Below are 12,767 nucleotides of genomic sequence, written 5' to 3'. Positions count from 1 at the left end.
TCCGCAAAGCGCGCTACCTGGCCGCCTCTTCTTCCGGCTGCGCGATGCCGAACACCTGGCGCAGATACGCGAGATACGCCTTGTCCTCGCACATGTTCTTGCCCGGCGAGTCCGACAATTTCGCGACCGGCTGACCGTTGCAACGAACCATCTTGATCACGATCTGCAGCGGGTTGTAGCCGAGGTCGTTGGTCAGATTGGTGCCCACGCCGAACGCGAGCTTGCAGCGGCCGCGGAAGCGCTCGTATAGCTGCAGCACCTTCGGGATGTCGAGCGCGTCGGAGAACACGAGGACCTTGGTGCGCGGGTCGCAACGATTCGCCTCGTAGTGTTTGAGCAGGCGCTCGCCCCAGTCGAACGGGTCGCCGGAGTCGTGGCGAGCGCCGTCGAACAGCTTGCAGAAGTACATGTCGAAGTCGCGCAGGAACGCCTGCATGCCGTACACGTCGGAGAGCGCGATCCCGAGGTCGCCGCGATATTCCTTCGCCCACATCTCGAAGCCGAAGATCTGCGAGTCGCGCAGCCGCGGACCGAGTGCCTGGCAAGCCTGCAGGTACTCGTGCGCCATCGTGCCGAGCGGTGTCAGGCTGTGCTTCATCGCGTAGAAGACGTTGCTCGTGCCGGCGAACTGCTCGCCGAGACCGTCCTTCAGCGTGAGGATCACTTCCTCGTGCCACTGCTTCGAGAAGCGGCGGCGCGTGCCGTAATCGGCGATCTTGCAGTCGGCGAACTCCGGACGAGCGCCGAGCAGTTGAATCTTGTCGAGCAGACGGCCACGGCCTACGTGATAGTCGGGCGTTTGCTGGGTGTTGCGGAAATAGACTTCGTTGACGATCGCGAGCATCGGAATTTCGAAGAGGATCGTATGCAGCCACGGCCCCTTGATGTCGATGTCGATTTCGCCATTGCCCTTCGGCGACGGCGTGATCGAAATGTACTTCTCGTTCAGATGGAACAACGCGAGGAACTCGATGAAGTCGCCCTTGATGAAGCGCATGCGGCGCAGGTAGTCGAGTTCGTCGTCGGTGAAACGCAGTTCGCAGAGCTTGCGCACTTCGTCGCGAATCTCGTCGATGTACGGCACCAGATCGACGTTCGGCGTGCGGCAGCGGAAGCGGTACTCCACGTTGGCGGCGGGGAAGTGATGCAACACCACCTGCATCATCGTGAACTTGTACAGATCGGTATCGAGCAGCGAAGTAATAATCATGATGGTACGAACTGGACCGCTGAAAAAACGAAAAGGGCTCACTGCACCCTTGCAACGGGCGCGCTGAACCGAGCGGCGCGCCAACCTGATGCATGTTACCCGAATGCGTCCGCATCCAGCGTCCCACCGGGCCTTCGCCGCCATTGCGCGGCCGCTCGGGGCACCCCATAAACTAATCACAAAAACATATAAGACGCACGGCCCGATGCTTTATGCGCCTGTTGACGTTACGTTACAATAGTTGTCTTGGCGTCCGCGCCCTCCCCGATTCCGCATGCAGGAGCTGCCTGAATGACTCACGTTGTGACCGAAAGCTGCATCAAGTGCCGCTATACCGACTGCGTCGATGTGTGCCCGGTGGACTGCTTTCGCGAAGGTCCCAACTTCCTCGCGATCGACCCCGATGAATGCATCGACTGCGCCGTGTGCGTGGCCGAGTGCCCGGTGAACGCCATCTATGCCGAAGAAGACGTGCCGGGCGACCAGCAGGACTTCATCGCGCTGAACGCCGACCTGGCGAAAGCGTGGCCGAGCATCACGAAGACCAAGGCACCGCTGCCGGAAGCCGAGGAATTCAAGGATGTGAAGGAAAAGCTCGCGCTGCTCGCGCGCTGAGCGCTGCCGCCTGTCACCTGCCTTGGCCGTTCAGATTCAGTATCAGGATGAACGCCGAAGTATTGACAGACGTTTCAGCTGCCTCTACAATTTCGCTTCTCTGCTGTTGTTGTTCTGTTCCTCGATAGCTCAGTCGGTAGAGCGCCGGACTGTTAATCCGTAGGTCCCTGGTTCGAGCCCAGGTCGAGGAGCCAAGAATTGCAAAAGCCCGTTAATCAGACGGGTTTTTTTATGTAGATCAAGTTGTACTGCTGTTCCTCGATAGCTCAGTCGGTAGAGCGCCGGACTGTTAATCCGTAGGTCCCTGGTTCGAGCCCAGGTCGAGGAGCCAAAAAAATTGAAAGGCCCGCATCCTTGCGGGCCTTTTTGTTTTTGTGCCACGATGGACAGCCTCACGCGCGCCCCGCGCCGTTATACGATGGCGACTTCACGGCGCACGTTTCGCCCCGCTCTGGCGTCGGCCCACTCCAGACACTCAACCGGCACGCTCATGAAATCCACCTCGCTACGCATCGCGCTCGCGGCCGCCGGCGCCCTGCTGCTTTCTTCGGCGCGCGGCGAAGAAATCGCCAGCGTCAATACGAATTTTCACGTTACCGGCTCCGACCGCGTGGTCGTGGAAGCCTATGACGATCCCATCGTGCAAGGCGTCACCTGCTACGTGTCGCGGGCGCGGACGGGCGGCGTCAAAGGCACGCTCGGCATCGCCGAAGATCCGACCGAGGCGTCGATCGCGTGCCGCCAGCTCGGGGAGTTGCATTTCACCGGCCCCGTCAAGCAGAAGGCCGACGTGTTCTCGGTCAGCATGTCGCTGATCTTCAAGTCGCTACACGTGGTGCGCGTGGTCGACACGAAGCGCAACGCCCTGGTCTATCTGACCTACAGCGACCGCGTCGTCAGCGGCAGCGCGAAAAACAGCGTGAGCGCCGTGCCGATGCCCACTGGCACGACGATTCCGGTCAAGTAAGGGCAAGTCAGGACAAGTACCGGCAATTGACGGCACCCGCGGCATGCGGCGCGGCGCTGCACACCCGCCGCCGTCCCCGACAACGACGCGTTAAACTGACCGGTCCAGCCAGACTTTCGTCATGACCGCCACCCCTCGTTTCCGCGATTCCGCCCGCTACTGGCGCACGCCGCTACTGCCCGGCGCGGATCTGCTCACCGCCGAATATCACGATCACGAGTTCGCGCCGCATTGGCACGACGCCTACACGATCCCGGTGATCGTCGCGGGTGCGGAATGCTATCGGTATAGCGGCGAGCACCATGTCGCCGAAGCGGGCAGCGTGCCGGTCATCAACCCGGGCGAGTTGCATACGGGGTCGAAGGCGGTCGAGGCGGGCTGGCGGTATCGCGTGATGTATGCGCCGGTCGGGTTCCTCTGCGCGCTGGCCGACGAAGTCGCCGGCAAGCCGCAGGCCTTACCGTGGTTCGCGCCCGGCGTGATCCGCGATTCCGATCTCGCGATGCGGCTCGCGCACGCCCACCGCCTCCTCGAAGCCGGCGACGACGCGCTCGCCGCCGAAACCGCGATGCTCGACGCGCTGTCCACGTTGCTGGTCCGCTATGCGCGGACGCGCCCCGCCACCGCTTGCGTCGCCACCGACGACACTCGCGTCGCACTGATGCAGGAGCGTCTGACCGGCGACCTCGTCGAACCGGTGACGCTCGCTGAGGTCGCGAAGGCAGCGGGTCTGTCGCCGTTCCACGCGGCGCGGCTATTCACCCAATCGACCGGCCTGCCGCCCCACGCGTGGCGCAATCAGGTGCGCCTGCAGCGCGCGCTCGCGCCGTTGCGCGCCGGCGTCCCGGTGACCGACGTCGCCGCCGCGAGCGGCTTCACCGATCAGAGCCATTTCACGCGGCATTTCCGGCGCATGTTCGGCGTGCCGCCGGGCCAATGGCAAGGAACGCAGCGCGGTTCGTAACGCGATGCGGCACCGCCGGCGCCTGCACCGCGCGCCGTGAGCGTGCCGCCGCAATCCGTCAGCCCGTCATCAGCCATCCCCCCCCGCTACACCGTAGCACCCCATCCGCAACCCGCCGCAAGAACGTACAAGTCCGAACGCCGGTCAGCCGCTATGCTTCCGACATCAAGGAGGCCTAGATTGACCGATTCCACCCAAGGCCAGCCCACCGGGGGCGGCCATCTCAAAGAATTCGCCGCCGGCGCGCGCGACATCATCCCGATGATGGTCGGCGCCGCGCCGTTCGGCGTCATTTTCGGCACGCTCGTGACGTCCAGCCCGCTGCATCTGTGGCACGGCCAGTTGATGTCGCTCGTCGTTTTCGCGGGCTCCGCGCAGTTCATCGCGCTCGGCCTGATCGCCGGGCATGCGAGCTTCGCCGTCATCTGGGCGACCACGCTCGTCGTCAATCTGCGTCACGTGCTGTATAGCGCGACGCTCGCACCGCACGTCGCGCATCTGCCGAAGCGCTGGCGTTGGGCGCTCGGCGCGCTGCTCACCGACGAAGTCTTCGCGGTCGCGTGGGAGCACTACCGGCATCGCGAGCCGGGCACGGTCGGCCCGTACTACTTCTTCGGCGCCGGCGTCGCGATGTATCTGAACTGGCAGCTATGGACCGTCGCCGGCCTGCTGTTCGGCGCGGCCTTCCCCGGCCTGCAGTCGCTCGGTCTCGACTTTGCGATGGTGGCGACGTTCATTGCGATCGTCGTGCCGCAACTGGTCGCGCTGCGCTATATCGCGGCGGCCGTCACCGCCGGCACGCTGGCGTTTTTCTGGCAGGCGTGGCCGTACAAGCTCGGCTTGCTCGGCGCAGTGTTCGCGGGAGTCGCGGTCGGCGTGCTGCTGTCGATGTCGCGTCTGAACCTGCGTGGCGCGCGCCGTCCCGTGGAGGCCACGCGATGAACTACGTCGTTCTGATCGTCGGCATGGCCGCGATTACGTGGTTGATCCGCGCGGCCGTGTTCGTGCTAGGCGACCGGCTCGTGTTCCCGCCGCTTCTGCGCGCCGCGCTTAGCTTCGTGCCGGTCACCGTGCTGACCGCGATCATCGTCCCGATGGCCGTGTCGCCGCACGGCAACAACGCCGAGCTGAGCTGGCGCAATCCGCAGCTGGTCGGCGCGCTCGCCGCGATCGTCGTTAGCGCGCTGACGCGCCGGCCGCTGCTGACGATCGCAGTCGGTCTAGGCGCGTTCTTCGTCTGGCAGTGCGTGGTGCTGAAGTAAGCGCGCCCTGTCTCTACGCTCATCGACTCATCAGCGGTCCCGTCGACACCTCGCCGCGTCGCGGGCCGCGCACTCCCGTTCAAGCGACTCCCAAGCGGGCCATCGCCCGAAGCTTCCCTCCAAAGCGTCCACGCGTCGCCGGGCCGCCCTCAAGTTTCCCGCCACCCCGCCGATATGCAGTCGAGGTCCGCTCATCGGGAGTCGTCCCGCTGGTTACGCGGCAACAGGCTGGATCAAGCGCGTCGGCAACCGGCGTCGCATCGCCTCGGTGCGCAAGCGGCCGGGCGATCTTGCGACGGCGCGCCGCGCGCGGCCGCATTAAACGGGATAACACATGGGTCAAATCACCCTGAAGCTCAAGGACGAGACCGTCGCGTCGCTGCGCAAGGACTTCGAGGCTTTTTTACGGGTCTCGCTGAAGCTCGATCCGCAGTTCGCGACGCCGTCGTTCGAGGATTTCTTACGCGCCAAGCTGCTCGACAACATGGTGCCGCTCACCGAGCACGCGGTACAGCGGATGCTGCAAGGCGGCCAGTACGCGTGGGCCAAACGCACGCTCGACAAGGAATTCCCGGACGTCGTGTCGATCCTGATGCGGCAGGCGGGCGAGTTCGGCTTCGGTTTCGCGGCGCGCTCGGAATGGACGCCCGAGGAGCTCACCAAGCAATGCCGCGACTGGGCCGCCGCAATCGTCAAGGAAGCGGAAGGCGACGCGACGCTGGTCGACCCCCTCGCCTCGCAGATCAAGAGCACCGTGCAGGACATTCAGGCACTCGAGGAAGTGATGCAGACGCCGGCATGGCGGCTCGTCGAATCGCTGCGCCAGCGCGTCTACGAGGCGAAGGTCGCGTGCGAGACGAGCGTGGGCAGCACCGCGCGCGAGAAGCTCGGCGAACTGCGTGGGCTGTTGCGGCTAGGCATTTCGCACGGCACGTTCCAGAAGCAGGAAGCGCAGCAGATCATGGAGTATCTGCGGCTCTTGAAGCCGGAGATTTTCGTCGAGGAGCCGTACGACGTGTTCTCGCGGCTCGCGGCATGGCTGCGCAATTTCTTCGTGCCGCCGCCTCCGGTCGCGCAGCAACAGCAGCGGCAGTCGCGCTGAGCTTCCACTGACCCGCGCGGCGCGCGTCCCTTCGTCGGATAAACGCGGCCCCTGCCCGCGAGTCGATCCCAATGCGCGGTGCTAGCCGCTCAATCCCACATCTTCCTGAGCTTCGCCGCGATCTCGATCTTCGCCTGCGCGGCCGCGGCGAGCCCCGCCGCGCTCGGCGCGCTCGCCACCGCAATGCGCGGCCATGCATAGGCGTCGAACAGCGGCAGCATCGGCGTGGCGATGAAGCGCGTGCGCGACGCCCACACATGGCGGTCGCCCAGATGCGTCTGGTTGTGCACGTAAAAGCGCTGCGGCACGACGATGTGCAGGTCTTCCTTCGCGCGCGTCATCGCCACGTAAAGCAGGCGCCGCTCCTCGTCGATTTCCTCGTCGCTGCCGGTGCCGAGATCGGACGGAATACAGCCGTCGACGCCGTTCAGGACGAACACGTTGCGCCACTCCTGACCCTTCGCCGAATGGATCGTCGACAGGATCAGGTAGTCCTCGTCGATCAGCGGCACGCCGGATTCGTCGCTGGTCGCGTCGGGCGGATCGAGCGTCAATTCGGTCAGGAAGCGTTCACGCGACGGATACGTACCCGCGATGCTTTCCATCTGCAGCAGGTCCGCGTGACGGATCGCGGCGTCCTCGTGGTTGCGCTCCAGATGCGGCTCGTACCAGCGCCGCACCATCTCGAACCCGGCGGGCCACGGCGTTTGTCGGCCGTATACGCTCGACATCAGCTTGACGAACGGATGCCAGTCTTCCTGCGTGCGCGCGGGCGCCGCAAACGCGGCCAGCACACCGCCCGCGGTCGCGACCGGATCGCCGCCGTCCGCGCGCGCGACGATGTCGTCGAGCACCTTCGCCGCGGTGGCCGGGCCGACGCCCGGCAGCAACTGCACGACGCGAAAGCCGGCGACGCGATCGCGCGGATTCTCGGCCCAGCGCAGCACCGCGAGCACGTCCTTCACATGCACCGAGTCGAGAAATTTGAGCCCGCCGAACTTGACGAATGGAATGTTGCGGCGCGTGAGCTCGATCTCGAGCGCGGCGCTGTGATGCGCGGTGCGAAACAAAACCGCCTGCGACTTCAGCTTCACGCCCTGCTCGCGCGCCTCGAGCACCTGCTCGACGACGTAGCGAGCTTGCGCGGCATCGTCGGCGACCGTGACGATGCGCGGGCGCTGCGCCGACGCCTTGTCGGTCCACAGATTCTTGGTGTAGCGCTCGCTCGCGAGTTCGATCACCGCGTTCGACGCGGCGAGAATCGGCTCGGTCGAGCGATAGTTGCGCTCGAGCGTGACCTGCCTGGCGGGCGGCTCGAACTGCGTGGGAAAGTCGAGGATATTGCGCACCGTCGCGCCGCGAAACGAATAGATCGACTGCGCGTCGTCGCCGACCACGGTCAGGCCACGGCCGTCCGGCTTCATCGCGAGCAGGATCGACGCCTGCAGGCGGTTGGTGTCTTGGTATTCGTCGACCAGAACATGATCGAAACGCGCCGACAGATCGGCCGCGATGCTGGGCTCGGCGGCCATGTGCGACCAGTAGAGCAGCAGATCGTCGTAGTCGAGCACGCTCTGCTTCTGTTTGGCGTCGACGTATGCGGCGAACAGCCGGCGCAGATCGTCCTCCCACTCGCGACACCACGGAAACGCGCGGTCCAATACCTGGCCGAGCGATGCGCCGGTGTTGACGACACGCGAGTAGATCGCGAAGCAGGTGCCCTTCGCCGGAAAGCGCCGCTCCTTCGCGGACAGTCCAAGCTCGTGGCGCACGAGGTTCATCAGGTCGGCGGAGTCTTCGCGGTCGTTGATCGTGAACGCGGGCGCGAGGCCGATCAGATCCGCGTATTCGCGCAACAGCCGCGCGCCGACACTATGGAAGGTCCCCGCCCACGTGAGCCCTTGCGCGAGCGCGGCGCGTGGGCCGACGGTAGTGGCCGCGGCGCCCGCGATGCGGGTCACGCGGCGGATCATTTCGAGCGCCGCGCGGCGCGAGAAGGTCAACAGCAGGATGCGCTGCGGATCGGCGCCCTTCACCACCAGATTGGCGACGCGGTGCGCGAGCGTGTTGGTCTTGCCGGAGCCGGCGCCCGCGATCACGAGCAGCGCGCCGGGCAGCGCGTCCGGCGTGTCGGACCCGTATTCGACGGCTTCGCGTTGGGCGTCGTTGAGCTTCGCTAGCCAGGCGGCGGTATCGAACGACGGAGCGGACTCGGCGACGGTGGACACTGATCGGTTTCGCGGGTTGGATGGATTTTCAGGATGCGACGCACACTGTATATCCATACAACCTCGTGCGACAAGCGCCCCTTTTTTCGGGCGCCTATCCGCCCGCGGCGCGCGAGCCTCGCAGACCCGCGCGCCGCGGCATCCAGCAGGGCTTAGTGCTTGACGTCCGCGCCATCGCCCTGCGCGGCAGCCTGCCCTTCCATGTTCATCTTCATTTCGTTATTGGCGGTCTGTTTGTCCGCCTTCTGGTTCAGCTTCGCGCCGCGCACCTGCTCCTTGTACTGGTCCTTCGCGGCCTTCTGCTCCGCCTTCAATTCCGCTTTCGAGGACTTCCTGGCCGCGCGATACTCGGCGTTGGCCTTCGCGTCGGCGTCGCGCTTCTGCACGAGCGGGTCGGTCGAGCCCGAAGCCGTCAAACGGGCCGGCGGCGGCGCCTCGACCCCTTGCGCGGCGGGTGCGCCCGGGACTTGCTGCATGCCTTGCGTCGAAGGCGCCACCTGCATGCGCTGGACGCCAGCCGCGGACGGCGGCGCCATGTCGGCGGCGCCCTGGCTCTGGCTCTGGATCTGCGCCTGAGCGCCGATGCCTGCTGCCGGCTGCGCGGTCTGCGCAACGGCCGCCGTCGCGGCAAAAGCAGTGAGGGCGGTACCGATCAGGAGCGAACGAATCTGGGTCATGGTTATCCTCTCTGGAGTTGTTGTGACACGGGCGGACTCTCTGGCGTCGTGATGACAGAACGTCGCGCGCGCCTCGTCCGGTCTGTGCGTCGCTGGATGGACGGCCGGGGAGCGATCCCGGAAGCCAGCGGGCTTTGCTGCTGAACTGCACTCTAGGAGTGGAATCCATCCGGCGCGACCAGCGTTACGGAACGTTTCACTTTCCGACGACTGAATAACATCTACTTTCATTTGCTTGCGCGAAGGGCTCGCCGGATGGCCGCGCCGCCACTCCGGGTGCGCTTGCTTTATGATGCGAACCCCAACGCGACCCCGTGCCCAAAGGTGCAAACGCCATGCCCAACCTCAATTTCACGCTGACCGGCGAATACGTCGAACTCCACAATCTGCTGAAGATCACGGGCCTCGCGGATAGTGGCGGCTCCGCGAAAATGATGGTTGCCGACGGCGCCGTGATGGTCGATGGCCGGGTCGAGACGCGTAAGACCTGCAAGATCCGCGCGGGCCAGGTCGTACTGCTCGGCGATACGCGGATCGCGGTCCACGAAAGCTGACGACAGTCCGGAAAATCGCAGGACGGCACGCACCAGAAACGTGCGTCGTCCATCGACAGCGGCCGGGGGAGGCAATAAGCTGTCGGTTTCGACAGGTAAACGACGGACCGCGCCACGGGCGAGGGGTCGGCTGACCGGCTCGGCGCCGCGTCGCGTTTTTTTCCCGCCCGCTGCCCGGCCGCTCCAACGCCCGTCGGAGCACGCGGCGAGATGCAATGCGGCGCCGCTCGCGCCCGCCTTTCGCTGACGCCACCGCTGTTGCCACCGCTGCCACTTTTCGCCGTCAGGCATTCGATGACTCAACCCAGCTTCGCCCGCGCGGCCAGCCGGCCGCCGACCCTATCCCGCCACGCGGCCGACACCGCGCGGCTCGCCGCGCCGCTCGCGATCGCGCAACTGTCGCAAATGGCGATGAGCGTCACCGACACGATCCTGCTCGGCTCGCTCGGCCCCGATGCGCTCGCCGCCGGCGGCCTCGGCGCGAACCTCTTTTTCGTCGTCGTCACGCTGCTGCAGGGCGTGCTGACCTCGGTCAGCGTCAGCGTCGCGCACGCGCGCGGCGCGCAGGACGACGGCCGGGTGCCGCATATTTACTGGACCGGTTTCGTGCTGTCGGTGCTGCTGTCGGTGCCGGCGTTCATCCTGCTGTCGTTCGCGTCGAGGATCCTGCTCGCGGTCGGCGAGCCGGGCCTGCTCGCGCACAACGTCGGCCGATACGCGGCGGTGTTGCGTTGGGGCGCACCCGCGAGCCTGATCGGCGTCGGTCTGATGCGCTCGTTCCTGCCGGCGATCGGCGCGGCACGGCGCCTGTTGTGGGTGTCGATCGCGAGCGTCGGCGTGAACGGCTTCCTGAACTACGGGCTCATCCACGGCGCGTACGGGCTGCCGCGGCTGGGTTTTCTCGGCTCGGCGGCCGCGACCACGATCACCGTGTGGCTGACCGCGCTCGTGCTGATGGCGCTACTGCATCTGCGGCCGCGCTTCCGCCATTTCGTCGTCGCGACGCGGCCGAAGCTGCCGTTGATGGGCGAATTGTTCGGCATCGGCTGGCCGGTCGCGATCACCTACGGCGTCGAGTCGACGCTGTTCCTCGCCACTGGCCTGATGGTCGGCCTGCTCGGCGAATCGCAACTGGCCGCGCATCAGATCGCGCTGAACGTCGCGTCGGTCGCGTTCATGGTGCCGCTGTCGATCGGCCAGGCGGCCAACGTGCGGGTCGGCTACTGGGCCGGCGCCGGTCAGCCGCTCGCCGCGCGCCACGCGGGCTTCGTCGCGCTCGCACTCGGCGTCGGCTTCATGTCGATGTCGGGCCTCGTGCTGATCACCGCGCCGCACTGGATCGTCGGTCTGTATCTGCATCTGGACGACCCGGCCAACGCGCCGACCATCGCGCTCGCCAGTTCGCTGCTCGGCGTGGCGGCGATTTTCCAGATCGTCGACGGGATGCAGGCGGTGGGCTCCGGTTGTCTGCGCGGCCTGAAGGATACGCGCGTGCCGATGATCGCCGCCGCGTTCGGCTACTGGGTGATCGGTTTTCCGACCGGCTATCTGCTCGCGTTTCACGCCGGCCTCGGCGCGCGCGGCTTGTGGTGGGGGCTCGCCGCAGGTCTCGCGAGCGTCGCGCTGCTGATGACGCTGCGTTTTCACAGGCTAAGCCAGCGGCAGGCGCCGACGGCGGCATCGGCCACGCCGCCCGCGCGCTCGGCTCGAGCGAAGTAGCGGCAAGCCCCACTCCTGAAGCACTCCCTGTAAAAGGTAAAATGGCCGCCGCGGCCCGCGAGCGCTAACCCGCGCTCACGCGCCACGAACCGCACGACGGCGCACCTCACGAAGGCAGGCGCCGGACTGGCGCCGCTCGCGCGCTCACCATTGCCCGCTTCGCGTGCGGCTTCAATTGGCCGCCCGTTTTTGCCGCGCTTTCGCCACGGCGCTTGGCCGTAGCCGCTTCACCCGCTTTGGCGCGGCAAACGCCGCATCGCCGGCCGACATCCGGCCGCGCCGCAGCCCCCGCTTTCCCGCGATACAACATAACCAAGGACCACCCGCCATGCTTGCCCGCGTCACCCGCCTGTTCCCGCTCTGGGCCGTGCTCGTCTCGGTCGCCGCGTACTTCTCGCCGGCCTCGTTTTCCGGCGTTGCGCCGCACGTCACCACGCTCCTCACGATCATCATGCTGGCGATGGGCGTCACGCTGTCGGCCGGCGATTTCCTGCGCGTGTTTTCGCGGCCCGCGCCGGTGATCGCCGGCATCGTGCTGCACTACCTCGTGATGCCGCTCGCCGCGTGGGTCATCGCCAGGGCGCTGCGCATGCCGCCCGAGCTGACCGCCGGCATGGTGCTGGTCGGCAGCGTCGCGAGCGGCACCGCGTCGAACGTGATGATTTATCTCGCGCGCGGCGACGTCGCGCTGTCGGTGACGATCAGCGCGCTGTCGACGCTCGTCGGCGTGTTCGCGACCCCGCTGCTCACGCGCCTTTACGTCGACGCGTCGATCGTCGTCGACGTGCACGGCATGCTGATGAGCATCCTGCAGATAGTCGCGCTGCCGATCGTCGTCGGTCTCGTCGTCAATCATCTGTTCGGCAAGCTCGTGCGCAAGATCGAACCGATCCTGCCGCTCGTGTCGATGGTCGCGATCGTGCTGATCATCGGCGCGGTGGTGGGCGGCACGCAGAAGAGCATCGCGTCGGTGGGCCTCGTCGTGATGGTCGGCGTCATCCTGCACAACGGCATCGGCCTGCTCGGCGGCTACTGGGGCGGCCGTCTGCTCGGTTTCGACGAAGCCGTCTGCCGTACGCTCGCGATCGAAGTGGGCATGCAGAACTCCGGTCTCGCCGCGACGCTCGGCAAGCTCTACTTCACGCCGCTCGCCGCGCTGCCGGGTGCGCTGTTCTCGGTCTGGCACAACCTGTCGGGCTCGCTGCTCGCGGGAGTGTGGGCGGGTCGCCCGGCGAAAGGCTCGACCCATCCCGATGACGAGCGCGCGCTGCGCGCCGGGCGCGTCTGATAGAGCGTCCGCGCGCCGCGGTCGCATCGGATGATGGATCACCGAACCGCGGCGCCCTCCCGACCGACGCGCGGCACGCTGCTGCGTTTGCAGACGAGCGACGAACACGCGCCCCAATTCCCTTAGAATGGTTTTCTCGACAGCGTGCGCAGGCCTTCGCTGTCGCCACGCGAAAAGCTTG

At 66.2% G+C, this 12,767-nt stretch carries 12 protein-coding genes and 2 tRNA genes; 11 read left to right on the top strand and 3 right to left on the bottom strand.

What is annotated here, in order from left to right; translation table 11 throughout:
• Window positions 1-13 precede the first annotated feature (13 nt).
• The gene (pncB, locus tag HDG37_RS12295) at window positions 14-1,210 is read right to left on the bottom strand and encodes a nicotinate phosphoribosyltransferase (RefSeq protein WP_184047550.1); all 1,197 of its coding nucleotides are present in this window, start codon (window positions 1,208-1,210) and stop codon (window positions 14-16) included.
• 291 nt (window positions 1,211-1,501) lie between these two features.
• Between pncB and fdxA the strand changes: the two genes are divergently transcribed.
• The 8 genes from fdxA (at window position 1,502) to HDG37_RS12255 (ending at window position 6,120) form a co-directional block, all read left to right on the top strand.
• Window positions 1,502-1,825 (top strand): ferredoxin FdxA, encoded by a 324-nt coding sequence (fdxA, locus tag HDG37_RS12290; protein ID WP_090801209.1) that lies wholly within the window; start codon window positions 1,502-1,504, stop codon window positions 1,823-1,825.
• Between the two features lie 118 nt (window positions 1,826-1,943).
• Window positions 1,944-2,019: transfer RNA gene (locus HDG37_RS12285), tRNA-Asn, on the top strand.
• A 61-nt stretch (window positions 2,020-2,080) separates the two neighbouring features.
• Window positions 2,081-2,156: transfer RNA gene (locus tag HDG37_RS12280), tRNA-Asn, on the top strand.
• Between the two features lie 159 nt (window positions 2,157-2,315).
• On the top strand, window positions 2,316-2,792 hold the full coding sequence (locus tag HDG37_RS12275) for a CreA family protein (RefSeq protein ID WP_184047546.1): 477 nt from the start codon (window positions 2,316-2,318) through the stop codon (window positions 2,790-2,792).
• Window positions 2,793-2,913: 121 nt separating this feature from the next.
• Entirely contained in the window at window positions 2,914-3,756 is an 843-nt protein-coding gene (locus HDG37_RS12270; protein WP_184047543.1) for an AraC family transcriptional regulator, read from the top strand.
• Window positions 3,757-3,936: 180 nt separating this feature from the next.
• Window positions 3,937-4,698, top strand: coding sequence for an AzlC family ABC transporter permease (locus tag HDG37_RS12265; protein ID WP_184047540.1), 762 nt, complete (start codon window positions 3,937-3,939; stop codon window positions 4,696-4,698).
• The gene (locus tag HDG37_RS12260) at window positions 4,695-5,018 is read left to right on the top strand and encodes an AzlD domain-containing protein (protein WP_184047537.1); all 324 of its coding nucleotides are present in this window, start codon (window positions 4,695-4,697) and stop codon (window positions 5,016-5,018) included. The genes HDG37_RS12265 and HDG37_RS12260 overlap by 4 nt, the downstream gene beginning before the upstream one ends.
• A gap of 334 nt (window positions 5,019-5,352) precedes the next feature.
• On the top strand, window positions 5,353-6,120 hold the full coding sequence (locus tag HDG37_RS12255) for a DUF4088 family protein (RefSeq protein WP_090801217.1): 768 nt from the start codon (window positions 5,353-5,355) through the stop codon (window positions 6,118-6,120).
• Between the two features lie 89 nt (window positions 6,121-6,209).
• On the opposite strand, the gene HDG37_RS12250 is transcribed toward HDG37_RS12255, so the two are convergent.
• Window positions 6,210-8,405 carry an ATP-dependent helicase gene (locus HDG37_RS12250; protein ID WP_184047532.1) on the bottom strand — a complete coding sequence of 732 codons (2,196 nt, stop codon included), beginning with the start codon at window positions 8,403-8,405 and terminating at the stop codon, window positions 6,210-6,212.
• Window positions 8,406-8,500: 95 nt separating this feature from the next.
• Entirely contained in the window at window positions 8,501-9,025 is a 525-nt protein-coding gene (locus tag HDG37_RS12245; RefSeq protein WP_184047529.1) for a hypothetical protein, read from the bottom strand.
• Between the two features lie 335 nt (window positions 9,026-9,360).
• Here HDG37_RS12245 and HDG37_RS12240 point away from each other — a divergent pair, with 335 nt between their 5' ends.
• The 3 genes from HDG37_RS12240 (at window position 9,361) to HDG37_RS12230 (ending at window position 12,586) form a co-directional block, all read left to right on the top strand.
• The gene (locus HDG37_RS12240; protein ID WP_184047524.1) at window positions 9,361-9,579 is read left to right on the top strand and encodes an RNA-binding S4 domain-containing protein; all 219 of its coding nucleotides are present in this window, start codon (window positions 9,361-9,363) and stop codon (window positions 9,577-9,579) included.
• A 294-nt stretch (window positions 9,580-9,873) separates the two neighbouring features.
• Window positions 9,874-11,298 carry an MATE family efflux transporter gene (locus tag HDG37_RS12235; RefSeq protein ID WP_184047521.1) on the top strand — a complete coding sequence of 475 codons (1,425 nt, stop codon included), beginning with the start codon at window positions 9,874-9,876 and terminating at the stop codon, window positions 11,296-11,298.
• 328 nt (window positions 11,299-11,626) lie between these two features.
• Complete coding sequence (locus HDG37_RS12230; protein ID WP_184047518.1) at window positions 11,627-12,586, top strand: bile acid:sodium symporter family protein; 960 nt, start codon at window positions 11,627-11,629, stop codon at window positions 12,584-12,586.
• Window positions 12,587-12,767: the final 181 nt, after the last annotated feature.

The organism is Paraburkholderia sp. MM5384-R2 (assembly GCF_014201025.1).
Lineage (GTDB): Bacteria > Pseudomonadota > Gammaproteobacteria > Burkholderiales > Burkholderiaceae > Paraburkholderia > Paraburkholderia tuberum.
The sequence above is the reverse complement of the archived record's forward strand: the minus strand, read 5'-3'. Positions and strand labels throughout refer to the sequence as shown.

Excerpts from the sequence above, each read along its gene's own strand:
- pncB (WP_184047550.1), bottom strand. The coding sequence starts at position 1,210 with ATGATTATTACTTCGCTGCTCGATACCGATCTGTACAAGTTCACGATG.
- fdxA (WP_090801209.1), top strand. The coding sequence starts at position 1,502 with ATGACTCACGTTGTGACCGAAAGCTGCATCAAGTGCCGCTATACCGAC.
- HDG37_RS12275 (WP_184047546.1), top strand. The coding sequence starts at position 2,316 with ATGAAATCCACCTCGCTACGCATCGCGCTCGCGGCCGCCGGCGCCCTG.
- HDG37_RS12270 (WP_184047543.1), top strand. The coding sequence starts at position 2,914 with ATGACCGCCACCCCTCGTTTCCGCGATTCCGCCCGCTACTGGCGCACG.
- HDG37_RS12260 (WP_184047537.1), top strand. The coding sequence starts at position 4,695 with ATGAACTACGTCGTTCTGATCGTCGGCATGGCCGCGATTACGTGGTTG.
- HDG37_RS12255 (WP_090801217.1), top strand. The coding sequence starts at position 5,353 with ATGGGTCAAATCACCCTGAAGCTCAAGGACGAGACCGTCGCGTCGCTG.
- HDG37_RS12250 (WP_184047532.1), bottom strand. The coding sequence starts at position 8,405 with ATGGATATACAGTGTGCGTCGCATCCTGAAAATCCATCCAACCCGCGA.
- HDG37_RS12245 (WP_184047529.1), bottom strand. The coding sequence starts at position 9,025 with ATGACCCAGATTCGTTCGCTCCTGATCGGTACCGCCCTCACTGCTTTT.
- HDG37_RS12240 (WP_184047524.1), top strand. The coding sequence starts at position 9,361 with ATGCCCAACCTCAATTTCACGCTGACCGGCGAATACGTCGAACTCCAC.
- HDG37_RS12235 (WP_184047521.1), top strand. The coding sequence starts at position 9,874 with ATGACTCAACCCAGCTTCGCCCGCGCGGCCAGCCGGCCGCCGACCCTA.
- HDG37_RS12230 (WP_184047518.1), top strand. The coding sequence starts at position 11,627 with ATGCTTGCCCGCGTCACCCGCCTGTTCCCGCTCTGGGCCGTGCTCGTC.